19 protein-coding genes are annotated in these 22,932 nt (G+C 57.2%); 9 read left to right on the forward strand and 10 right to left on the reverse strand.

Translation table 11 applies throughout. The annotated features are described in order from the left end of the window. Positions 1–254: 254 nt before the first annotated feature. Positions 255–1,730 carry a MocR-like pyridoxine biosynthesis transcription factor PdxR gene (pdxR, locus tag E2L05_RS12645; protein WP_133343270.1) on the reverse strand — a complete coding sequence of 492 codons (1,476 nt, stop codon included), beginning with the start codon at positions 1,728–1,730 and terminating at the stop codon, positions 255–257. 73 nt (positions 1,731–1,803) lie between these two features. Then, entirely contained in the window at positions 1,804–3,183 is a 1,380-nt protein-coding gene (locus E2L05_RS12650; RefSeq protein ID WP_243721967.1) for an aminotransferase family protein, read from the reverse strand. Positions 3,184–3,455: 272 nt separating this feature from the next. On the opposite strand from E2L05_RS12650, the gene E2L05_RS12655 reads away from it, so the two are divergent. The 3 genes from E2L05_RS12655 (at position 3,456) to E2L05_RS12665 (ending at position 6,572) form a co-directional block, all read left to right on the forward strand. Next, entirely contained in the window at positions 3,456–4,439 is a 984-nt protein-coding gene (locus tag E2L05_RS12655; RefSeq protein WP_133343271.1) for a taurine ABC transporter substrate-binding protein, read from the forward strand. 68 nt (positions 4,440–4,507) lie between these two features. After that, positions 4,508–5,308, forward strand: a complete 801-nt coding sequence (locus E2L05_RS12660; RefSeq protein ID WP_133343272.1) for an ABC transporter ATP-binding protein — start codon at positions 4,508–4,510, stop codon at positions 5,306–5,308. 1 nt (position 5,309) lies between these two features. Then, on the forward strand, positions 5,310–6,572 hold the full coding sequence (locus E2L05_RS12665) for an ABC transporter permease (protein ID WP_133343273.1): 1,263 nt from the start codon (positions 5,310–5,312) through the stop codon (positions 6,570–6,572). A 130-nt stretch (positions 6,573–6,702) separates the two neighbouring features. On the opposite strand, the gene E2L05_RS12670 is transcribed toward E2L05_RS12665, so the two are convergent. The 8 genes from E2L05_RS12670 to E2L05_RS12705 form a co-directional block, all read right to left on the reverse strand. Next, positions 6,703–8,193, reverse strand: a complete 1,491-nt coding sequence (locus E2L05_RS12670) for an aldehyde dehydrogenase family protein (RefSeq protein ID WP_243721968.1) — start codon at positions 8,191–8,193, stop codon at positions 6,703–6,705. A 184-nt stretch (positions 8,194–8,377) separates the two neighbouring features. Further along, positions 8,378–9,100 carry a ThuA domain-containing protein gene (locus tag E2L05_RS12675; RefSeq protein WP_133343274.1) on the reverse strand — a complete coding sequence of 241 codons (723 nt, stop codon included), beginning with the start codon at positions 9,098–9,100 and terminating at the stop codon, positions 8,378–8,380. Next, a complete protein-coding gene (locus tag E2L05_RS12680) occupies positions 9,097–9,969 on the reverse strand; it encodes an NAD(P)-dependent oxidoreductase (protein WP_133343275.1) in 873 nt (290 codons plus the stop codon). The genes E2L05_RS12675 and E2L05_RS12680 overlap by 4 nt, the downstream gene beginning before the upstream one ends. Continuing rightward, on the reverse strand, positions 9,969–11,483 hold the full coding sequence (locus E2L05_RS12685) for a sugar ABC transporter ATP-binding protein (RefSeq protein ID WP_133343276.1): 1,515 nt from the start codon (positions 11,481–11,483) through the stop codon (positions 9,969–9,971). The genes E2L05_RS12680 and E2L05_RS12685 overlap by 1 nt, the downstream gene beginning before the upstream one ends. Then, positions 11,480–12,472, reverse strand: coding sequence for an ABC transporter permease (locus tag E2L05_RS12690; protein ID WP_133343277.1), 993 nt, complete (start codon positions 12,470–12,472; stop codon positions 11,480–11,482). Before E2L05_RS12690 ends, E2L05_RS12685 begins: the two co-directional genes overlap by 4 nt. A 10-nt stretch (positions 12,473–12,482) precedes the next feature. Further along, positions 12,483–13,457: an ABC transporter permease gene (locus E2L05_RS12695; protein ID WP_133343278.1), complete on the reverse strand. Its 975-nt coding sequence runs from the start codon at positions 13,455–13,457 to the stop codon at positions 12,483–12,485. Positions 13,458–13,484: 27 nt separating this feature from the next. Beyond that, positions 13,485–14,282 (reverse strand): SDR family NAD(P)-dependent oxidoreductase, encoded by a 798-nt coding sequence (locus E2L05_RS12700; RefSeq protein WP_133343279.1) that lies wholly within the window; start codon positions 14,280–14,282, stop codon positions 13,485–13,487. Between the two features lie 86 nt (positions 14,283–14,368). Further along, positions 14,369–15,319: a sugar ABC transporter substrate-binding protein gene (locus E2L05_RS12705; protein ID WP_133343280.1), complete on the reverse strand. Its 951-nt coding sequence runs from the start codon at positions 15,317–15,319 to the stop codon at positions 14,369–14,371. Between the two features lie 210 nt (positions 15,320–15,529). Here E2L05_RS12705 and E2L05_RS12710 point away from each other — a divergent pair, with 210 nt between their 5' ends. From E2L05_RS12710 to E2L05_RS12735, 6 genes are all read left to right on the forward strand, one after another. Further along, on the forward strand, positions 15,530–17,356 hold the full coding sequence (locus tag E2L05_RS12710; RefSeq protein ID WP_243721969.1) for an ABC transporter substrate-binding protein: 1,827 nt from the start codon (positions 15,530–15,532) through the stop codon (positions 17,354–17,356). 10 nt (positions 17,357–17,366) lie between these two features. Then, complete coding sequence (locus E2L05_RS12715) at positions 17,367–18,173, forward strand: SDR family NAD(P)-dependent oxidoreductase (protein WP_133343281.1); 807 nt, start codon at positions 17,367–17,369, stop codon at positions 18,171–18,173. A gap of 76 nt (positions 18,174–18,249) precedes the next feature. Next, positions 18,250–19,548 carry a M24 family metallopeptidase gene (locus E2L05_RS12720; RefSeq protein ID WP_133343282.1) on the forward strand — a complete coding sequence of 433 codons (1,299 nt, stop codon included), beginning with the start codon at positions 18,250–18,252 and terminating at the stop codon, positions 19,546–19,548. A gap of 79 nt (positions 19,549–19,627) precedes the next feature. After that, entirely contained in the window at positions 19,628–20,617 is a 990-nt protein-coding gene (locus E2L05_RS12725; protein WP_133343283.1) for a thiamine pyrophosphate-dependent dehydrogenase E1 component subunit alpha, read from the forward strand. 13 nt (positions 20,618–20,630) lie between these two features. After that, positions 20,631–21,626: an alpha-ketoacid dehydrogenase subunit beta gene (locus E2L05_RS12730; protein ID WP_133343284.1), complete on the forward strand. Its 996-nt coding sequence runs from the start codon at positions 20,631–20,633 to the stop codon at positions 21,624–21,626. Then, positions 21,616–22,911 carry a biotin/lipoyl-containing protein gene (locus E2L05_RS12735; RefSeq protein WP_133343285.1) on the forward strand — a complete coding sequence of 432 codons (1,296 nt, stop codon included), beginning with the start codon at positions 21,616–21,618 and terminating at the stop codon, positions 22,909–22,911. The genes E2L05_RS12730 and E2L05_RS12735 overlap by 11 nt, the downstream gene beginning before the upstream one ends. The last annotated feature ends 21 nt before the right edge of the window (positions 22,912–22,932 follow it).

Here is a 22,932-nt window from a genome sequence, read left to right on the forward strand (position 1 = left end):
AGGCGCCCTATCCGAACCATGCGTTTGACGGCATTTCAGCGTTCTTAATGAGGGTTAGATCGTTGTATTCTAGGTAAACGCACGCGCGCTTCAGGGATCGGGCCGCCGCAGCCGGCCTGCCTTTTTGACCCAATCAAGCGTGATCAGAACTTTGAATGTAGTGAGATGTCGGCGGGCATGGGGCCACGTCTTTCAGTTGGTGAAACGATCCCGGACCTTGCCCAATTGCGGTGAGCGAACGTGTGCCCGGCACGTCATTGGGCCTTTTCGGCAGCCTCCATTGCGGCTGCCACCAACTCCATCCCATCATGGATCAAGTTGGCATTGATGGATGAATAGGCCAGCCGATAGTGTGATGTGTCGGGCGACCGATACGCATAAAACGCGCTACCCGGCTCAATCAGAACACTGTGCTTTCGAAGCTCCAAAGCCAGTTTTGTCGTGTCGACGCCGGGCGGCGCTTTCATCCAAAATGACGACCCACCGTGCATTTCGTGGACATCAAGCTTCAGCTTGAACTCCCGGATACAGGCTTCCATGATCGCGCGGCGTTTGCTGAATGCCCGTGCCATTCGATTGATTTGGCTGTCATAGTGGCCAAGCGACAGGAAATAGGCTGTGGTTCTTTGGATGTGGCTTGGTGGGTGGCGCAGGACCACGGTGCGCAGTTTACGCATTTCCTGGATCAGCGGTTTGGCCGCCACAACATATCCAAGCCGCAGTCCCGGAAAGATCGATTTCGAAAAGGACCCAAGATAGATGACCGACCCGGCTTGATCCATTGATTTGAGCGCGGGCGCAGGGGGACTAAGGAACGACATTTCGAACTCATAATCGTCTTCGACGATGATGAAATCCTCTCGCAACGCTTTTTCCAGCATTGCCAGACGCCGATCCAATGGCATGGTGACGTTTGTCGGCGCGTGATGACTTGGCGTGGTGAAGACAACATCCGCGTCGGGTGGGATCAGGTCCGGGGGCAACCCTTCGTTGTCTACGTCGATAGACGACGCTACATAGCGCATCTGATCAAAGATCTTGCGCAGCCCCGGAAAACAAGGGTTCTCGACAATCGCCTTCTGGCCTTCCGACAGCAAAAGCTGCGCGATCATCCAAAGAGCGTTTTGCCCACCCAAGGTAATGAGAATCTCGTCAGGATGGGCACGTATCCCGCGCCTTGGCAGGATGTATCGCAGAATGAACTCCACCAACATCGGATCGTCGTTTTGGTAGTGATCGTGCGTTAGTGTGTTGAAATCTTTACGCCCAACAGCCCGCAGGGAGCAATTGCGCCAGTTGCGATGGTCGAACAGATCAGGATCTGACTGGCCGTAGATGAAGGGATATTTGTAGTCGGTCCAGTTCGGGGGGCGCAGAATATCCTCTCGGGATCTGGGCCGATGCGCCAAGCGACTCTCCCAATCAACGCCGCCTTTTTCTTCCGCCGTCTGGCCCACAAAAATGGGCCGTTTCGGTGCTGAATCCGCAACGAAATACCCGGACCGGTCCCGCGAGATCAGATACTCGTTCGCTACCAATTCAGTATAAGCGAGCGTGACGGTTATGCGCGACACACCAAGATGATCGGCCAACTTGCGCGACGATGGCATCCGTTCGCCGGCGGCACAGCGGCCTGACACGATAGTTTCAGCAACAATCTGTTGAATTTGTTGCTGAAGCGTTGCTTCACTTTTTGGCGGCAGCAGGAATATCTCGGGGGGAATTGCCAAATCTGGCTCCAAAGTGCTGGAGGTTTGGACTTACCCTAAGCAGTCCAATCCCCCGGCGCAATGCACGACAAGCCTATCCAAAAACCCGTGTCAGCGCGTGGTCGATGGCGTCTGTAATTGCATCGATATCATCCGCTGTAGCGATGAGCGAAGGCGCAAGACACAGAGTGTTATTGAACCCCGGCACCGCACGCGCGGTTGCGCCGATGATAACCCCCTGCCCCATGCAGTCAGCGATCACCGCCTGCACCTGTGCTTCGGCAACCGGATCCTTGCTGATGCGGTCTGCTACCAGTTCTGCGCCGCAAAACAAACCGGACCCACGCACATCGCCAACGACCGCATGCCGGTCTTTCAACGCATGAAGATTGTCCATCAGGCGCGCGCCCATCGTGGTGGTGTTGCCCAAAAGGTCTTCGTCTTCGATGATGCGCATGTTCTCAAGCGCGGCGGCAGGCCCGCCCGTGCATCCCCCGAAGGTCGAGATGTCGCGGAAATGGTTCAGGGGGTCGCTTGCCTCGTCCTTGAACATCTCAAAAACGTTCTCGGTGGTCACAAGACACGCAATCGCAGCGTAGCCCGATGCAACGCCTTTTGCCATTGTAACAAGATCTGGCTTGATCCCGTATTGCTGATACCCGAACCACGTTCCGGTGCGACCAACCCCGCAAACCACTTCGTCCAGGTGCAGCAAAATATCGTATTTGCGGCAGATCTCTTGAACGCGTTCCCAATAGCCCTGCGGTGCCGGGATGACGCCGCCGCCAGCGGTCACGGTTTCCAAACAAAGCGCGCCCACAGTGTCCGGACCTTCGCGCAGTATCACTTCTTCAATCGCATCAGCCGCGCGTTCGCCGTAATTTTCGACGTCCCACTGCGCGCGATACTCAAGGCAATGCGGCACAGACACGAAGCCCGGCGTATAAGGACCATATTGCGCGTTGCGTTCCGCCTGACCGCCGGCCGAAATCGTGGAAATGGTCGACCCGTGGTAGTCGCGTTCCCGATAGAGGATCTTGCGCTTCTTGCCGCCATAGCGCTTGTGCGCGATCTGCCGAACCATCTTGAACGCTTTCTCGTTCGCCTCGGATCCCGAGTTGACGTAATAGACCCGGCTCAGCCCTGGCATCTTTTCGATTAGTTTCTCAGCGAACACTGCACCTGGAACTGACCCGGCTGACTGTGCAAAGAAATTGAGCTTAACGACCTGATCGCGGATCGCATTTGCGATGCTCTCGCGGCCGTAGCCAACATTGACGGTCCAAACGCCGCCGGACACCGCATCAATATGTTCACGCCCTGAAGCGTCCCAAACACGCAGGCCCTTACCTTCGATCATGACCCTGGGATCGGTTGTTTCATGCGCTTTGTGCTGAGTGAGATGATGCCAGACATGGGCGCGGTCTGCGCGGATGACGTCATCAAAATGGTTGCCTGGCGCAGCGTGTGTCACGGGGGTCTCTCCACTAGAATCAAGAATGATATGAAAACTGGCAGATGTGCGATATGCATCTGCAAGTTCGATGTGGTCACGGTGTGCCCAAAATTGCAGCGTGAGTAGGGCCAAGTGGTGTCAACTTTTATGTCCAGATGCATGCCCCTGTTGAGAACAGCAAAGAACCTTCCCTTACTTGACCCAAGCGCACCATCGATGTTGGGGCGCTATCAATTATAATTTGCCGGAGCGGGCGGGTCGCTGACTTCGGCAATTCCAACCAGGAGACTATGATGAAGACACTTGCCAAACTTCTGTCCGGCGGCGCCCTTTTGTTAAGCGCCCAGGCTGCAACTGCCCAAGAATTGACAGTGGGGTACTTTTTGGAATGGCCAATGCCGTTCCTCGCAGCAAAGGCAGACGGCGCATATGCAGAAGCCCTTGGCATGCCCGTGAACTGGGTCAGCTTTGAAACTGGCACGGCGATGTCCGCAGCCATGGCATCGGGCGATGTGCAAATTTCCGTCTCACAAGGCGTGCCGCCTTTCGTTGTTGCCGTGTCCGCAGGACAGCCGCTTCAGGTTCTGGATGTCGCGGTCAGCTATTCCGAGAATGACAACTGCGTCGTCGCGACGGAGTTGGAAATTGACAAGGAAACCGCGAGCGATCTGAATGGCAAGAAAGTCGCCGTGCCAATCGGCACAGCCGCGCATTACGGCTTTTTGCGCCAGATGGATCATTTTGGCGTCGACGTTGCCAGCCTGACAGTTGTGGACATGGCACCCACAGATGGTGCCGCAGCTTTGGCACAGGGCGAAGTGGACTTCGCTTGTGGCTGGGGTGGCGGACTGAGCCGTATGAAAGAGCACGGCAACATCCTTCTGACCGGTGCCGAGAAAGAAGAATTGGGCATTCTTGTTTTCGACGTGACATCGGCGCCGGCTGATTTCGTGATCGAAAACGAAGATAGTGTTTCCGATTTCCTGGCTGTCACCGCACAGGCAAACGCAGAGTGGGCGGAAACCAAATCGCCCGACATGCTGGCCAAAATTGCAGCCGAGTCAGGTATGTCTGTTGAAGCAACCGAAGCGTCAATCTCGACCTTCACGTTCCCCACGGTCGAAGATCAACTGTCGGCCAAATGGCTGGGCGGCAATGCGCAAACCTTCATGAAGGGCGTGGCGGACGTGTTCGTGGAAGCGGGCAGCATTCCAAGCGCCCTAGACAGCTATGAAGGTTCGATCGCCACAGGTCCGCTTGCTGCAACCCAGTAATGCAGCACCAAGGGAAGGCGGGCTCAGGCCCGCCTTCTTCCTATCACCCCATCCAGGAACTGTGTCTTATGACTTTCTTGAGTATTAATAATCTGTCTATGCGTTTCGACTTGCCGAACGGCAGTCATGTTCAAGCTCTCAAAGATGTCAGTCTTGAAATCGGAAAGGGCGAATTGATTTCAGTGCTTGGCCCATCGGGGTGCGGCAAGTCGACGTTGCTCAATATCTTGGCCGGCTTTTTGTCACATACCGGCGGGTCGGTGACATTGAACGATGTTCCGGTGACGCAACCGGGCGCGGAACGGGGCATGGTATTCCAGCAAGGTGCGCTGTTTGAGTGGATGAGTGTTCGCGAGAATGTCGAATTTGGGCCGCGCATGAAGGGCATGCCGGAAACCGATCGCAACACGATCGTGGACAACCTGTTGAATACTGTCGGCTTGCGATCGTTTAAGGAGAAAGCCGTTTATGAATTGTCCGGCGGGATGCAGCAGCGCGTGGCCCTGGCCCGCTGTCTTGCGAACGATCCGGACGTCATCCTTATGGATGAACCGCTTGGCGCACTTGATGCATTGACGCGTGAAAAAATGCAGGGGTTGGTGCTCAACCTGTGGAAAGAGACTGGCAAGACGATCATCCTGATTACGCACTCGGTCGATGAAGCCCTTTTGCTTGGCGAGCGCCTATTGGTCATGGCACCGCGTCCGGGTCGGATTCACAAAGAATACAAACTCTCCTTTGCCGAGCGGGCGGTCAAATCCGACCTGCGAGAGGTGAAGGAAGACCCGGCCTTCAGTGAAACCAAGAAAGAGATCCTGAATATGATTTGGGAAATGGAAGAAGAAATCATGAGCGGATCGGAGCAGTAAAATGACAGGTTTCGTTCTTATCGCCGTCTATGCCGCGCTCTTTTTCGGCGCATTCCTGGCGATTCAACTTGTTCGCGTTTCCATGACCAAAGTTACCGATTTCACGACACTGAAAACGGTCACATTTGGCGACGAAAGCGCCGTAAAGCCGGATCGCTTCGCATCGATCATTTCCGTGATTGTCGTCTTTCTGGTTTGGGGCGCGTTTACGGGCTCGTCTCTCGTGCCCGTGCACGTGCCTGGGCCATTCTTGGGCACCACGTCTTTCACCTATACCTCGGAAGCGCCGGACGGCGAAACAGCCGATGCAACCGTAACCGTTTTGGTGCACGAAATGGGCGCAGACATTGAAGCCCCTGCACCCACTCCCGCGGCTGGTTTTGCGCAAAGTGACAGCGCAACGGTTGCCGCATGGCGATCAACCCTTGTCCGCGCACAGCGCAACGATGGTGCCGACGCAAAAATCATCGCCGTAGAGGGCGAACCCCTTGTTCCCGGCGACATAGTCAAAGTGCCGAATGGGTCGGTGACCATGACGGCGCGCGGCTCGCTCAACTTTTCGCCGAACAAGGGCCTTCAGATGGAAGCAATCTGGATGCCACCACCTGAAAAAGTAGCTATCCAGTTCTTTACCATTGCACGGGACGGGTATCAGAACGTGTCGCTTTGGGAGCATGTCGGCTGGTCTCTGTGGCGCGTTGTGGCGGGCTTTGTTCTGGGGTCTCTGATTGGGATTCCACTTGGGTACGCGATGGGCCTGTCCGGCTGGGCGCGCGGTTGGTTTGATCCGATTGTGGAATTCATGCGTCCGGTTCCTCCGCTCGCCTTGATCCCGCTGGTCATCATTTGGTTCGGCATCGGGGAAAATGGTAAGATCGTTCTTCTTTTCCTTGCTGCTCTGTGGGTGATGATCATTTCGGCCCGTGCTGGTGTCTCTGGCGTGAACATCTCAAAGGTGCATGCGGCCTATTCGCTCGGGGCGTCGAAGTGGCAAGTCCTCCGCTATGTCATCGTTCCCAACTCCCTGCCTGAAATCTTCACCGGGGCCCGTGTTGCAATGGGTGTGTGTTGGGGGACGGTGGTTGCCGCTGAACTTGTCGCTGCTGAAAAAGGTGCGGGTAAGATGATTGTGGCTGCATCCAAGTTTCAGGCGACGGATATCGTTATGATGGGGATCGTCATGATCGGGCTGATCGGGTTCGCGATCGATATCCTGATGCGCAAAGCAGAAGCATGGCTGGTGCCATGGAAGGGCCAATCCTAATCACAGTTGGCAACCCGCAAACGCAAAAGCGCCGCACATCACGTGCGGCGCTTTTTTTGTATCCCGACCAAGAAACTGACTTATGACCAGCACGCGCCCGCGCGGCCATTGGATGCCGCGCAGTCCGATTTCAGTCGAAGTTGATCACGATGGTCTTGGATCGAGTAAAGTGTTCCAACATCGCTTCAAGCGACGCCTCTTTGCCAAGTCCGGACCGACCGAAGCCGCCGTATGACACATTTGGCTGGATCGTAAGGTTCTGGTTCACTTGTACATAGCCCGCGTTCAATCGCGCCGTGCTGTCGAGGGCTGTCGACAGGCTTTTTGTCCAAACCGAGGCTGCCAGTCCATAATGCGTGCCATTGGCTTGCTCGATGACCGCCTCGTAGTCTGACCAGCCCTTTACGACGGCGACAGGCCCGAAAATCTCTTGGAGCACGCAGGGGTGATCGTCTGCCAAGCCCGAAAGGATTGTGGGCTGTAGAAACAGATCAGGCGACAGACCTTCGTCACGAGGCAACTCACCAAACCGCTGGACCGTCGCTCCTTCGGTCTCTTCAGCCATGGCCACATACCGGTTGATCGTCGCGGCCTGACGCGCATTGATAATCGTGCCGACATCTGTTGCTTCGTCCAGCGGGTCGCCAATTACCAGTTTGTTCAGCGCCGCGCCAAGCTGTTCCATGAACGGCTCTAGCAATGTCTCATGCACATAGATCCGGCTGGCCGCCGTGCAGCTTTGACCCTGCCGCGTGAACCGCATGCCAGAAATCGCACCTGCGACGGCCTTGCCCAGATCGGCGTCTTCGCACACGATCATCGGGGACTTGCCGCCAAGTTCAAGCGAAACGGGAATGATCCGGCTGGCCCCAATCTTATAGATCGCTTCGCCGACAGCTTCGGAACCAGTGAACGTGATCTTTGCGATATCGGGATGGGTGGTCAGGGCGTTACCGCAGGTGGCCCCGGTGCCGTTCACGACGTTGAGCACACCCGCAGGCAAGTGCTGCATCAGAATTTCGGCCATCAAATAGGTCGCGAACGGGGCCTCTTCCGAGGACTTCACAACGACCGTGTTGCCCGCGACAAGCGCCGGTCCGATCTTGAGCGCCATCAACACAAGCGGCACGTTCCACGGGACGATGGCTGCCACCACGCCCAGCGGCTCACGCGCCGTCATGGTCAGCATGCGTGGATTGTAGGGGATTGTTTGACCCTTCAATTCGGACCCAAGGTTGCCGTAGAATTCCAGAATATCGGCGGCAACAGTCACCTCGCCCCGGCATTCGGTACGAATGGCCTTGCCGGTTTCGCGTGCAAGAACCTGCGCGATCAATTCGACCTGTTCCGCGGCGGCCCGTGCAGCAATCGCAACCCGCTTGCCACGTTCGCGCGCCGGAAGTTGCGCCCAAGGGATCTGAGCCGCCTTTGCCGCTGCAACAGCTGAAGCCGTCTCTTCGGGGCCGCTATCGGCGGCCTGACCAAGAACCTGCGCTGTAGCTGGGTTCATAACGTCCAACGACGCCATCGACGGCGCGCGAGCGCCCCCGACAAGATTGACCTGCCTGTAGGCGGCAAAAACAGCGTCTGTGGTTGTGGGAAGCGTGATGTCGTGTGTCAAGAAAGGATCCTCCGCCAAACAAGCTCGGCTTGGCAGGTATACGGTCTTGAGCAGCCCAGAAAATAGGGCCAAACCGCCGCTTTGTTAAGGCCAGATTGGGTGTGACGCAGCCCGTCAGTCTGCGCTGAACACGCGTTCACCATGACTTGCGCAGCCTTGGGTGATGGACTGGTGCAGTGGTTGACTACTGCCAACCCGCCTGTGAGCGCCCCCCGGCCGCCCAAAGAGCCCCGCGGCGGATCATTTCGGTGACTTGTGGAACCTTCAAATCGTCCAGTTCGTGCCCGATGGAGCAGTAGAAAACGCGCCCTTTGTCCCAGCGCCGTGTCCACGTCACCGGCATCACGGTGCCTTCGATCCACCACAGGTGATCGCCAGAGAACGTCGTCGTCGCCAACACCTCGTTGGATGGATCGGTCAGCATGTAATACTGTTCTGACTTCAAACGAAAACTGCGGATGCCCTGCACCAGTGGATGATGCGGTTTGCAGATCGTCACATCATAATCGATGTAATCTTCGGCCGGTTGCAGGTTGTCAGGCCATCCCGGTGGATGGGCCACAAATTGCCCGCCGATCAGAAAATGATACGTGGGACGATCCCGAAATGCATCCCCCATGTGACCGTGCCATCCCGCCAGACCGCAGCCCGCGCCGATCAGCTTCAGCAATCCGTCTTCTTGCAGTTTGGTCATATTGCCAAACTCTTCGTGGTGCCCTGATCGCGCAGACGACCAAATCGGCGTTATCAAATCCACATCGGCCATCGCGTCCGGGTGTTCGAGGGGCTCAAGTGTTTCGTGCAACGTGACGTTGAACCCGTTGGCTTTCAGAAGGTCAGAGTACCATTCCGCGAAATGCATCGGTGCGTGGCCTTCCCAGCCGCCGACAAACAAAGCTGCTTTCATTGCGCAGTATCCTCTTTATTGAAACTCAGCATCGCAGCCATATCGCGCGCGCCGTACCCTTTGGTTTCGGCTTGTCTCAGCGCGTTTAGCGTGACCTGCCCTTGTGGCATCTGTGTGCCCAGCCGTGCCGCGAGCCGGGTCGTGATTTCCATGTCTTTGCGCGCCAACGAAACGGTAAAAGTCACATCGTGGCCGGCCTCGTCCAGGTAGAGCGGCCGACGATAGCGCAACATGGGCGCCCCGGCCGCGCTTGCCTCGATCACGTCGAACGCCGACTCTGGCGTGATCCCGCCCGCCTCTGCCAAGGTCATCGCTTCGGCCAGCGTTTGGTTGAGCCCATGGATCAGCGAATTGACGGCAAGTTTCATCAACGCCCCTGAACCGGGCGCGCCAAGGCAGATTGTACGGCGTCCCATCGCCTGAAAGAGGGGCAAAAAGGGCGCAGCCTGCGCGTCGCTGCAGCCAGCCATAATCAACAGTTCCGCATCGGCAGCGGCTTGCGTTGCGCCAGAAACAGGGGCGTCAATGACCATCGAACCGGGCGGAGCCGAGGCCACAAGAGAGGCGATATGATCAGGGCTCATGGTCCCCATTTCGATGAAGTTCCGGGGGCCATCTGCGGCAAACAGACCTTCCGCCCCAAAGTGGACCGCATGAGATGACGTGTCGTCTGCCAGCATCGCTACCACCACATCAACGGTCCTGCTCAGGGCCGCAGGTGTGTCGGCAACCGCGCAGTTCAGGGTATGTGCCAAAGCCTGCGCCTTGTCAGTTGAGCGGTTCCACAAGGTGACCTCATGACCGGCACGCGCCAAATTGGTCGCCATGTGACAGCCCATCCGCCCGAGCCCGGCAAAGCCCACGCGCATCAGGCGACCTTTCGAGGATCAATTCCAGATATTGCCTGGATCAGGTTGTCTTCGGTGACAGTCTCTGCGGTGAAGTCGCAAATGATGCGGCCCTGATACATCGCAACAATCCTGTCGGACACGTGCAGCACCTCGGGCATTTCCGAGCTGATGACCACCACCGCGTACCCTTGCGCCGCCAGATCGCGGATCAGATTGTGAATCTCGGCCTTGGACCCAACATCAATGCCGCGCGTTGGCTCATCCACAATCAGCACGCTGGGGTGCATCGACAGCCATTTGCCGATCACGATCTTCTGTTGGTTCCCCCCCGAAAGGTTGCCAACGGTTTGTCGCCAACCCGGCGTGCGAATGTCCAACTTGTCGCGATACTGATCGAAAATCGCGATCTCGGCACCATCCGAGACAAAGGGTCCGGCAACAAGGTCTCCGACCTGCGGAAGGGTCATGTTGTCCCGGCAATTCATGCCAAGAACCAGCCCTTGCCCCTTGCGGTCTTCCGGCACCAGCGAAATTCCCCGCGCAATCGCATCAATCGGGGATCTGAACTGCACGGTCTGCCCGTCGAGCAAGATTTCCCCGCCCGACGGCTCGCGCAGCCCAAAGATAGTCTCTGCAATCTCTGTTCGGCCAGCGCCGACCAGACCATAGAAGCCAACGACCTCACCGCGCCGCACGGTAAAGGAAACATCCTGATAGAGACTGCCGCAGCTGAGATTTCGCGCCTCTAAAGCGATTTCGCCGACTTCATGGCTGCTGGCCTTGCGTGACAGATCAAGGCTGCGCCCGATCATCAGTTGCGTGACCTCATCTTCGTTGGTGTGCGCGGTGTCCAAAGTTCCGCGATACTGGCCGTCTCGCAACACACTGATCCGGTCGGTGATCTTGAAAATTTCTTCCATCCGGTGAGAAATATAGATGATGCCAACCCCCCGCCCCTTCAGGTCTGCAATCACGTCGAACAGCACTGATTTTTCTGCGTCGGTCAAAGACGCGGTCGGTTCGTCAAAAATTACCGCGATTGGGTCAACCGTCAGTGCGCGCGCGATTTCCACCATTTGCTGATTGGCAATAGACAAATCCCCAACGCGGGTGCGGGCGTTGAACCCGACATTGAGTGTCTTCAATATCCGGTCCGTCCGGTCGTAAAGTGTTAGCCAGTCCACACGGCCAAGGCTTTTGCGCGGCAGTTCCCCGAGAAAGATGTTTTCGGCCACGCTCAACTCGTCTGCAAGGCTCAGTTCTTGATGGATGAACACAACGCCCTTGGATTTCGCCTGCAGGGGCGAGGTCATTTGCACGGGCTCGTCCGCAATGAATATCTGGCCTTCGTTGGGCGCAAAAATGCCGCCCAGAACTTTCATCAAAGTCGACTTTCCCGCGCCATTTTCACCCATCAAGGCATGAACTTCGCCCGGCATCACGGTTAGTGAGACACCATCCAGCGCCTTAACACCGGGGAATGTTTTGACAATTCCGTCCAGACGCAAAACGGGGGTAACTGACGTGCTCATGTCCGAAGCTCCTGCTTGCCCTTTTGGTTCAGCTGCCGGTCCAAAATCAAAACCGCGATCAGGATCAGGCCAATCACGAGGTTGACGGTTTCCGTATCGGCACCGATGTGGCCTAGCCCCTTGCGAAGAAGCTGGATCGCAATGACCCCGCCCAGCGTTGAGATGATGGAGCCGTATCCGCCCATCAGCTTGGTTCCGCCCAGAACGACCGCTGTGATTGCCCACAACTCGTAGAGCATCCCGTCATTCGGGTTGACCGACCCGCTTTCGGAATAGAACACAACCGCTGACAATGCGGCCAGAAAGCCGATAATGACAAAGTTGAGCAAGATATGCGGGCCGACCTTGATCCCGGCGTTTACCGCCGCTTCGCGGTTGTTCCCGATCGCATAGGCGTTGCGGCCGTGCACCGTGCGCGTCATCACCAGCCAAAGCACCAGAACGCACACCAAGAAGAACCAAGTTGCTGTGTGCAGCCCCAGAAATTGCGCTTCGGCGAAATCGACCAATGTCCAGTTCAGATGGCTGGTTGGCTGCTCGCCATTGTACATGAACACAAGCCCCCGGTAGCCAAGCATCGACCCAAGCGTCACAATGAATGCGTCAACGCCGGTCTTCCAAACGATGAACCCATTGATGGCCCCCAGAACCATACCCGTGGTTAGGGCAAACAGCCACGCAAGCGGGATTGCCCAATCCCCAAGCGCGGCCATAAATGGCCAGGTCATGCTGTCCAGCATCACGACTGCCGCCAAGGCAAAGACAGCGCCGACCGACAAATCAATATTGCCGTTGATCATGATGATCGTCATGCCGACCGCGATAATTCCGATTGGTGCGGACTGTTTGAGCAACAGCAGCATGTTGTCAAAATCCATAAAGGATTTATCCGATGTGGATAAAAAGTCGCCTGCGATGGTAAAGAAGGCAAGTTCGACTGCGATGAAGGCCCAGATGGCCCCCTGTTTGAACAGGGTTTCCTTGGTCATTATCCTCTCCTCATGCGATCGGCGACAAAAGACGGCCACGTTTGGCGGCGATATCAAGCCAAACAGCGAGAATAATGATGACCCAAGTCACGACGTACTGGACGTAGAAGGGTAGCCCGACCAGCAAAAGTCCATTTTGAATGAAACCAAGGATGAGTACGCCAATGACTGTCTTGAAGATCGTTCCCGACCCGCCAAGCAAAGACGCGCCCCCAAGGATAACGGCGGCCAGCACTTCAAGCTCCATGCCCTGCCCGACGGTATTCTGACTGCCAAGACTGCGACTGGCTTGCATCAGCCCGGCAATCGCCACGCAAAGCGACGACACAAGATACGTCAAGAAAACCACACGTGCGCGCGGCACACCTGAAAAGGTGGCTGCAGTTCCGTTCCCGCCCACGGCATAGATTTTGCGCCCGAACGGGGTTTTGGACAACACGATGCCAAGCACGGCCGCGACAAGGGCAAACAGCAGGATTGGTGTCGGGATGCCCAAGATGGAGCCTTGCCCAAACACGGCGAACCACGTGCCTTCCTTGTCTGCAATATCCATATTTTTGCCCCCTGACCAAGTCAGGGTAAGCCCATGAATTGCGGACAGCATTCCCAGCGTGACGATCAACGAGTTTAGTTTGAGATATCCGACCAGAATCCCGATGAACGCGCCCAGGCACAGCGTCAAAGCGAACATGGCCGGGATCGCCAGTGCCGGTCCGATCTTGTCATGCAGATCCAGCACCACGATGGTTGAAAACGACATCATCGACCCGACGGACAAATCAAGATTTCCGCCAATCACAACAAAAGTGACGCCAAGAGCCATGACCCCCAGAATGGCCGACGAGCGAACCACACCGGAGATGTTGTCAATGTCAATGAAACGCGGATTTGCGAGTGTGAAAACGATCATGAAAACCACGAACGCCACCAGTATTCCCTGTTTAGCGAGGAACCCTGCCACTCCCTGTTTTGTCAGTCCAGCCATGCCATCCCCTTCCCAAGGTCAGCCCGTTCATACCAGCGTCATACCGCCATCAATCATCACGATTTGACCCGTCATGTAGTCGCTGTCGCGCGATGCGAGGAACGTTGTTGTTCCAGTTACGTCCGCCGGAGTAGCGACGCGACCGCGCAGGATTTCGGACGAAAACTCTTCCATCGCCTGCCCTGGGCGTTCTGCCGCGCCGATTTTCATCAGGTCTTGATCAACCTGTTCCCACATTTCCGTCGCGACGACGCCCGGTGCAAAGCCAGTCACAGTGATCCCGTGCTGGGCCAGATCACGCGCGCCCGATTGGGTCAGTGACACGACGGCCCATTTGCTTGCACAATAGGGCGCGACATTTCCGAAACCTTGGCGGCTCGCGACCGACGCCGTGTTGACGATCTTTCCGCCTGTCCCCTGCGCAATCATCTGCCGCGCGGACTCTTGCATGCCGATCATACATCCCAGACCATTGATATCCATTATGAAGCGCCAGTTTTCCTCGGTGACGTCGAGAAAGTTCATCGGCTTGTTGACGCCGGCGTTGTTGAACTTGACGTCCAGCTTGCCGAAGGCTTCAACAGTGTGCGCTATCATTTCGCGCACCTGTTCGCGGTCTGTGACATCCACGGCAGCATGGGCGACCCGTCCGCCCGACGCCTGCGCGCGCGCCTTGTTGCAGTCTGCAACATCGGCCACCTGACTGGCATTTATGTCTGCGAAGCAAACATCCGCACCTTCATCCAACAGCGCCTCACCAATCGCGCGCCCTATACCGCGTGCCGCACCCGTTACAATGCACGCGCGCCCAGAGACTCGCCCCATGCCGCTCTCCAATTTCTTAAATTTCTGTCATTTACGGAAAACCGCACGAGGCATAGTCAAAGCGGCCCCGTGCGGACCGGAGAGGATCAGAATACAGGCTTGGTAAAGTCGCCCATATTGTCTTGCGTGATCTTGGGTGTGTCGAAGTAGTTGAGGAACGGAACATCAGCACCGTTCAGAATGTCGATTGCCGTTTGCAGCGCGGCTTCGGCATCATCCACTGGCGATTGATAGATTGACCCCCAATATTCGCCCGCGGCCATGGCCTCGTAGCCGACAGCAAAGTTCGTCGCACCCACGAAGATGATGCCTTCGCGGCCCGCCGCTTTCGCTGCGTTCAGCGCACCGACACCCATGTTGTCATCGCCTGAATAGACGCCATCAATATCGTCATACTTGACCAAGAATGCTTCCATGACCTGCTGTGACTTTTCACGGTTCCAGTCACCTGGTTGCGTTTCAACGAGCGTCACATCTGGGCAAACTTCGGGAAGACGGTCTTCAAACCCTTTCGCACGTTCGATGGCTGTCGTGTAGCCAGGTTGCCCTGAGATTTGCACAACGCGGGCTTCGGCTTCGATGCCCATGTCTTTGAATTTGTCGCACATGATCTCGGCCGAGCGGGATCCTTGGGTGATATTATCAGGACCCGAGAATGATTTCACGAAATCAAACCCTTGTTCAGCGATGTTCGAGTTTGTGACAACCACGGGTATGTCTGCCTGAAAGGCTTTGCGCACGGCTGGGATCACGGCCTCGCCGTTGGTTGGCCAGATGATGATCGCGTCAACCTCTTGCTGAATGAGGTCTTCCATCTGCGCAATCTGGCGGGCCACATCGCCGCCGGCATCCAGCACGACCGCTTCGACATTCGGGTTCGCTTCAGCGGCAGCAATGAACGCTTTTTCATACGTGGTCTGATAACTGTCCACGCCCACGTTGTTCTGGGTGATGCCAATGGTCATCGTTTCGGCAGCGACACTCGTTACAAGAATGGCTGTCGATGCAGCCAGAACACCTGTCAGGGTGAGTTTCATTCGGTAGTCCTCCCAATTCGCGTTTTTGTCAGATTGCGGCTGTCCTCTCAGCCAGGAGCAAGACCCCACAAGCAATCTGCCCGCATCCAGCGCGATTCCCTGCCCAAAGTGACGACCCATTTTTATCCAGTTTCGATGATTTTTTATCCATTATGGATGATTTTGACCTATCTGAAGAGTGCCACTTCGAACAATTTTGGAAGGACGTTTATGACTGCTCCGCGCAATCCAACTGACACATCCACCAAATTGGACAAAATGCAAACACAGCTTGCACAGGACACGCCGACAACGCAGCGCCGCATTGGTGGCTCTGACGGTGGCCTTGCGGGCGCAGCAACGCCGGAATTGAACCGCGTTGTGCATTTTCTTCAGGAAATCAGTCTGGAGATCGATACATCCCTCGATCCAAACACACCGAACCCTCACTTTAACATGATCCTGCACCTTTTGCGCAGCCATGCCGAGGGACGGATGGTGTCACCGTCCAGCATGGTCGCAGCCTCTGGCGTGCCCTACGCAACAGGCACCCGAAAGTTGACCGAGATACAGGATGCCGGGCTGGTAGAACTTCGCCCGCGCACGAAATCGGGGAAGAGTTTCACCCTGCATCCAAGCGCAAAACTGCTTGATCGGTTCAACCAACTTGCTGATCGTCTCGACAGGATCGGGCGCCGTACATTTGGCGCAACCGTCGAAGATGGTGACCTTGATGACTACTATTTCGGTGGCTCATACCAACCCGGTCAGGCGACTATCCCGCCGCCGGCGGTTTTGTCCCAGCCTTTGAAATTGCCCGGTGGGCTGCGCATTCTCGTGCATGGCGACCCTACTTTCATGGTGATGCAGACGCTCAAGCGTCAGTTTGAACAAATGGTCGGGACCGACATTCACCAACGCGCTTTTTCCATTGATCGCTTGCGAGAAGAAGCTCTGCGCAATGCCGCGCGTAGCAAAAGCCGCTACGATCTTATTGCTGTGGATTTGCCGTGGGTTGGCGAGTTCGTGAAGAAAGGCGTCATTCGCCCCCTGACCGACGTGATGGATATTGAGCGGCTTGATCCCAGCGATTTTCACACGGCGGGATGGCGCGCTGCCCACTGGGGCGGGGTGCCCTATGGTGTTCCAAGCCAAACGACGCCCGAGCTGATGTTTTATCGTAAGGACTGGTTTGCCGCTGCCGGGCTTGAGCCACCTGCAACGACAGACGCGCTTTTGAAAAGCGCAGCACATTTTCACAATCCGAGCCGTGGCAAGTATGGCGTCGCTTGGAACGCGGCGCGCGGGACCGCGTTGGGCCACACGTTCATGATGACCTGTGCAGCCTTCGGACAACCCATTATTGAGTTGCCCGAGATCGCGGGTGGCTTTGACACGGACGCACTTGCCAGCGGTGAATATCGCCCTGCTTTGGACACGGATCGCGCGCTTGAGGCGGCGGACTACCTGATGCAGCTCATGGACTATTCACCCCCCGATATCCTGTCGATGTCGTGGTATGAACGTGTCAGGCCCTATGCCGCTGGCACAGTCGCCATGGCCTATGGGTATACTCTGCTTGCGCCGTTTTTTGAGCTGGACAACACGTGCCCGGCGCATGGCAATACCGGGTACTTGCCGCATCCGCATGGACCCGGCGGCGTGCCTATCGCGCCGGTAGGGGGGTATGTTTTGTGCATCCCCGCCAACCTTGCCGATGACAGGCTGCCGGACGCTGCCGAAGCTTTGGTATCGTTCACATCGCCTGCGGCCCAAAAACTCTACGTTCAAAATGGCAGCCGCACTGCGCCGCGCTATTCGGTTGGCGCTGATCCGGATGTTCGGCGGCTTTCGCCGATCTTTGAGGTTGTCGACCAGATGTCATGGCGCGACGAGCTTCAATTCTGGCCTCGCCCACCTATCCCACAGATTTCGGACATCATCAGCATTTGCGGCCACGAACTGCACGACATGCTGCGCGGCATCGTAACGCCGCGCTTCGCCTTGGATCGTTTGCAAGCGCGAACCGAGAAAATTCTAAAAGAAAAAACCACCTAGGGAGGAATTCATGGACCCGAGCCGTCTGAAAGGTAAGAACATTCTGATCACCGGTGCCGGTCGCGGCATGGGCGCTGCAAACGCTGAGAATTTCGCGGCGCAAGGCGCCAACATCTGCATTGGCGATCTTGATCTGGATGCAGCGACCGCAGTTGCCGATAAGATCAACGCCGCAGGAAACGGCAAGGCCATTGCGGTCAAGATGGATGTGACCAAACGAGAGGACAATGCTGCTGCTGTAAAGGCAACTGTTGACGCTTTCGGGATGATCAACGTGGGTCTCTTCAATGCCGGTTTGAACAAGCCCCGCTTCTTCATGGATATTGATGAAGACAACTGGGACATGATCATGAACGTCAACACCAAGGCGATGTGGCTTGGCATGCAGGAAACCGCGCGCCAGATGATTGATCAAGGCCCACAAGAGAAGCCTTACAAATTGATCAATGTCGGGTCCATCGCGTCCCGGAAACCCCTGGTTGATGTGACCGTCTATTGCACGTCGAAATACGGCTGTCTTGCGTTGACCCATTGTGGGGCAGTGGCATTGTCTGAGCACAACATCACTGTGAACGGTTATGCGCCCGGCGTTGTCGTGACCCCGCTTTGGGAGCAACTAGACAAAGATCTGGTGGATATCGGGTTCAAGCAACGCGAAGGCCAAGCCTATGACGATATTGTTCGCGATGCGTTGCAGATCAAACGCGTGTCCTATCCCGACGATATCACAGGCACCGCGTCGTTCCTTGCGAGCGACGACAGCGACTACATGACGGGTCAAATGATCCACATCGACGGCGGCTGGTGCATCCAGTAACCGCGCCGCCCCTTTTCGCTTCCTTTTTCTAAATTGGACGGGTGCGCACGAGCGTACCCGCAGGAGACACACGCCCATGTCACGCGCACTCATGCCCAATCTGCTCACCCCGCAAGACCTGCAGCCCAACTGGCAATGGGAAGGTCGGTTGCCCGCTTGGGGTCACACCTCGGTCGATTTTGAACGTCGGATCGACCATGATCGCCTGCGTCGCTACCGGCTGGCGCGCACCCGGCAGGCGCTTGAGGCGTCGCAAGCCGGTACGCTTTTATTGTTCGACGTCAACAACATCCGCTATGTCAGCGCGACCAAGATCGGCGAATGGGAACGGGATAAAATGTGCCGTTTCTGTCTTCTGACCGGCGACGATGCCCCCTATGTCTGGGACTTCGGCTCTGCCGCGATGCATCACAAGAAATTCTCGGACTGGCTGGTTCCGGATCATTGCCGCGCCGGCGTTGTGGGGATGCGTGGCACAATCCCGCCAGAGTTTGGATTGATGCAAAAATATGCCCGCGAGATTGCCGGATTGATCCGCGACGCGGGCATGGGCGACATGCCGGTCGGCGTCGATTATGCCGAGACCGCTATGTTCCACGCCCTGAAGGCAGAGGGCCTGAACGTTGTGGACGGGCAGCAGATCATGCTGGCCGCGCGCGAGATCAAGAACTGGGATGAAATTCAGCTTTTGACGCAGGCGGCCGCAATGGTCGATGGCGTCTATCACATGATCTATGAAGAGCTGAAGCCAGGCATTCGTGAAAATGACATCGTCGCGATGAGCAACAAGATGCTTTATGAGATGGGCAGCGACGACGTGGAGGCGATCAACGCGATCTCGGGCGAGAGATGCAATCCGCATCCACATAATTTCACAGATCGATATTTCCGACCGGGCGATCAGGCATTTTTCGATATTCTCCAAAGTTATCAGGGGTATCGAACGTGCTATTACCGCACGTTCAACATCGGGCGCGCGACCCCATCTCAAGCCGATGCGTATGTTAAGGCGCGCGAATGGATCGATGCATCGATTTCGATGATCAAGCCGGGCGTGTCGACTGACAAGGTGGCAGAGGTTTGGCCCAAAGCCGAAGAGTTCGGTTTCCCGGATGAAGACACGGCCTTTGGCCTTCAGTTCGGCCACGGGCTTGGGTTGGCGCTGCATGAGCGGCCAATCATCAGCCGGGCTATCAGTCTGGACCACCCGATGGAGATCAAAACCGGGATGGTGTTCGCACTGGAAACATACTGCCCGGCCACAGATGGCTTTTCCGCAGCGCGGATCGAAGAAGAGGTGGTTGTGACCGAAACCGGCTGCGAGGTCATCAGCCTCTTCCCGGCCGAAGAACTGCCCATCGCCAACCGCTATTGATCGCTGTGCCGGGGACACTCCCGGCACGCTCACGACCGACACGCCGCGCTTTGACACCGGCATCCTAGGGGGGAAACCGATGGCCACCACTTCGAAAAAGGGAAAGACCAACAGCGAGGCCTACCTGCGTATGTACCGCCAGATGGTCCGCATTCGCACGTTCGAAGACAACGCGAACCAGTTGTACCTGTCTGCCAAGATGCCCGGCCTGACCCATATGTATTCCGGCGAAGAGGCTGTCGCGGTGGGCATTTGCGAAGCGCTGACCGACAGCGATCGCATCACGTCAACCCATCGCGGCCACGGGCATTGCGTCGCCAAAGGCGCAAATTTTCGAGCCATGTTCTGCGAGTTGCTGGGCAAGGAAGAGGGGTATTGCCGCGGCAAGGGCGGTTCCATGCACATCGCCGATCAAAGCCACGGCAACCTTGGGGCGAATGCGATCGTTGGCGGATCGATGGGGATTGCAACCGGCTCAGCTTTGCGGGCCAAGATGATGGGCCATGACGATGTCACCGTGTGTTTCTTCGGGGATGGGGCCACTGCGCAAGGCTTGATGTACGAGGTGATGAACATGGCGGCGCTATGGTCGCTTCCGGTGATCTATGCCTGCGAAAACAACGGTTATTCAGAATACACAAAGACCGAAGAAATTGCCGCTGGGTCGATCACCGCCCGTGCCGAGGCATTTGGGATCGAAGCCTTCAAGGTTGATGGACAAGATGTGCTGGCCGTCAATGACCTGACCCAGAAACTGGTGGCGCGCTGCCGCAAGGGCGAAGGCCCGTTCTTCATGGAATTGGATACCTATCGCTATCACGGCCACCATGTGGGCGACATCAACCGCGAATATTACCGGTCCAAAGCTGAAGAAAAGGACTGGAAAGAGAACCGTGATCCGATCTCGCGCTTTCGCGCCATGCTGGTGAGCGAAGGCATCGCCGCCGAGGATGAGATCGAAGCAATCAATGCCGAAATCGCCCGTGATGCGGAAGATGCCGTCGCCTATGCGCTTGAAGCGCACTACCCTGACGGGTCCGAAGTCGACATGCACGTCTACGCGGACTGAGGAGCAAACCAACATGCGAGAGATAACCCTGTCCCAAGCCGTCAACGAAGCGCTGGCCGAAGAAATGCGCCGCGATCCGACGACGTTTATCATTGGCGAAGACGTGGCCGAGGCCGGCACGCCCTTCAAGGTTCTGTCCGGGCTGGTCGAGGAATTTGGCACCGCCCGCGTTATCGACACGCCGATTGCAGAGCCCGGGTTCATGGGCATCGCCGTGGGGGCCGCGATGACGGGCGCACGGCCAATCGTGGATCTGATGTTCGGTGATTTCATCTTTCTGATCATGGATCAGCTGTGCAATCAGGCGGCAAAGACGCATTACATGTCTGGCGGTAAACTGACCGTGCCGCTGGTCTTGCGGACCAACCTTGGCGCGACGCGCCGGTCAGCTGCACAACACAGTCAGTCGCTTCAGGCCTTGGTGGCGCATATTCCTGGCCTCAAGGTCGCGATGCCGTCCTCGGCTTACGAGGCGAAGGGGCTGATGAAAACAGCGATCCGCGACAATAATCCGGTCGTGATCTTCGAAGACAAACTGATGTATCAGGACAAGGCCCCGGTGCCGGAAGAAGAATACCTGATCCCGTTTGGTCAGGCGAATGTGAAACGCGAAGGGCGCGACATCACACTGATTGGCACGTCTTCCATGGTTCAAGTGGCCGAAAAAGCGGCGGAGCTTCTCAAGGCTGACGGGATCGACGCCGAGGTGATCGACCCGCGCACCATCGTTCCGCTGGATGAAGCAACGCTCTTGGCCAGTGTGCGCAAGACCAGCCGCGCCATCGTCATTGACGAAGGGCACCAAAGTTACGGCGTTACGGCTGAAATTGCGAGCCGACTCAACGAAAAGGCGTTTTACCATCTGGACGCCCCCGTGCTGCGCATGGGCGCTATGGATGTGCCGGTTCCCTTCTCGCCCGCGCTGGAAGATCTGACAGTTCCGACGCCGGAACGCGTTGCCGCCAACGCTCGCAAGCTGTGCGCCGGGGAGATGATCGATGCCGCATGACGTGACCATGCCCCAGCTTGGAATGGCCCAAGACGCGGGCCGGATCGTTGCGTGGCTTAAGGCGCCCGGTGATCCCGTGTCTCGGGGTGATGCCTTGCTGGAGGTTGAGACTGACAAGGCCACAATGGAGGTCGAAGCGCAGGCAGACGGATTTCTGACGCAGGTCAGCGCACAAGAAGGCGACGACGTACCAGTGGGCCATGTCATTGCGCGTATTTCGCAAGACGCCGATAACCCCGCGCCAGAGCCGCCATCTGAAACCCCCGCCGCAGAAGCGCCGCAGTCAGACGCTCTGCCAGAAGGTCGCCCCGTGACCATGCCGCAACTTGGCATGGCTCAGGACAGCGGCCGCTTGGTTGCGTGGCTTAAAAAACCCGGCGAGCCGGTCGCGGCGGACGATGCGCTGTTCGAGGTCGAAACCGACAAAAGCACAATGGAAGTCCCAGCCGGTGTTGACGGGTTTCTTGCCGCGACGCTGGCCGAGGATGGCGAAGATGTTCCCGTCGGGGACGTTGTGGCCATCATCAGCCCTGCAAAACCGGATGCACCCGTGGCGAGGGGGCGCAAGCCGGGCACACCGCCGCCCGCCATCACGCCGCCCGCTGACCCGGTTGAGGCGAAAGCCGACACACCGGGTCCAGCCGGGATCGCATCCCCTGTGCCTGTGCAAAGGGATGGCCGCGTTTTAGCCTCGCCCAAGATGCGCCGTCTGGCACGTCAAGAAGGGTTGGACCTTGCGCGTCTCGCTGCAGCGGGTCACGCGCAACCCTTCCATGTCAGTGATCTGGAGTCATTGCGTGCCATCTGCACACCAGAGCCAACCACCCAGCCAATGGGAGCCGTGCAGCATCTGAGCGCAGAGGCAAGCGCCGAAAGCTTTACGGAGTTTTTGGCGTGGGCCGGATCAGAGCATGGTTTGACGGATATCGGCGCACATTTGGCAGGGTTCGCGGCTCAGTCGCTCAACAAAGATGCGCCCATCGTGATTGGCGTAGAACGTCACGGTGCGGCGCAAGCCTATCGGTGCCCGCCGGGCCGTTCGCTGTCCGCCGTTGAGCCTACCGATGAGTCGCCAACGCTGCTGCTGCGCGATCTTCGAGAAACCCGCCTGCGTGGCCTTCAGCTAGGCGCGGGTGCCGTTGCGGTTCTGACACTTACTGCGCAGGATGGATCACTGACCATCACGCTTGAATGCACCGCTGCGCAGCTTGCGCCAGATGATGCCATTGCCCTGCTAACCGGGCTCGCCGGGCGGATCGACGACCCGCTTCGCCACCTGCTTTGACACCCGCATTTCCCGACCGGA

The organism is Meridianimarinicoccus aquatilis, from assembly GCF_004358675.1.
Taxonomy (GTDB): domain Bacteria; phylum Pseudomonadota; class Alphaproteobacteria; order Rhodobacterales; family Rhodobacteraceae; genus Meridianimarinicoccus; species Meridianimarinicoccus aquatilis.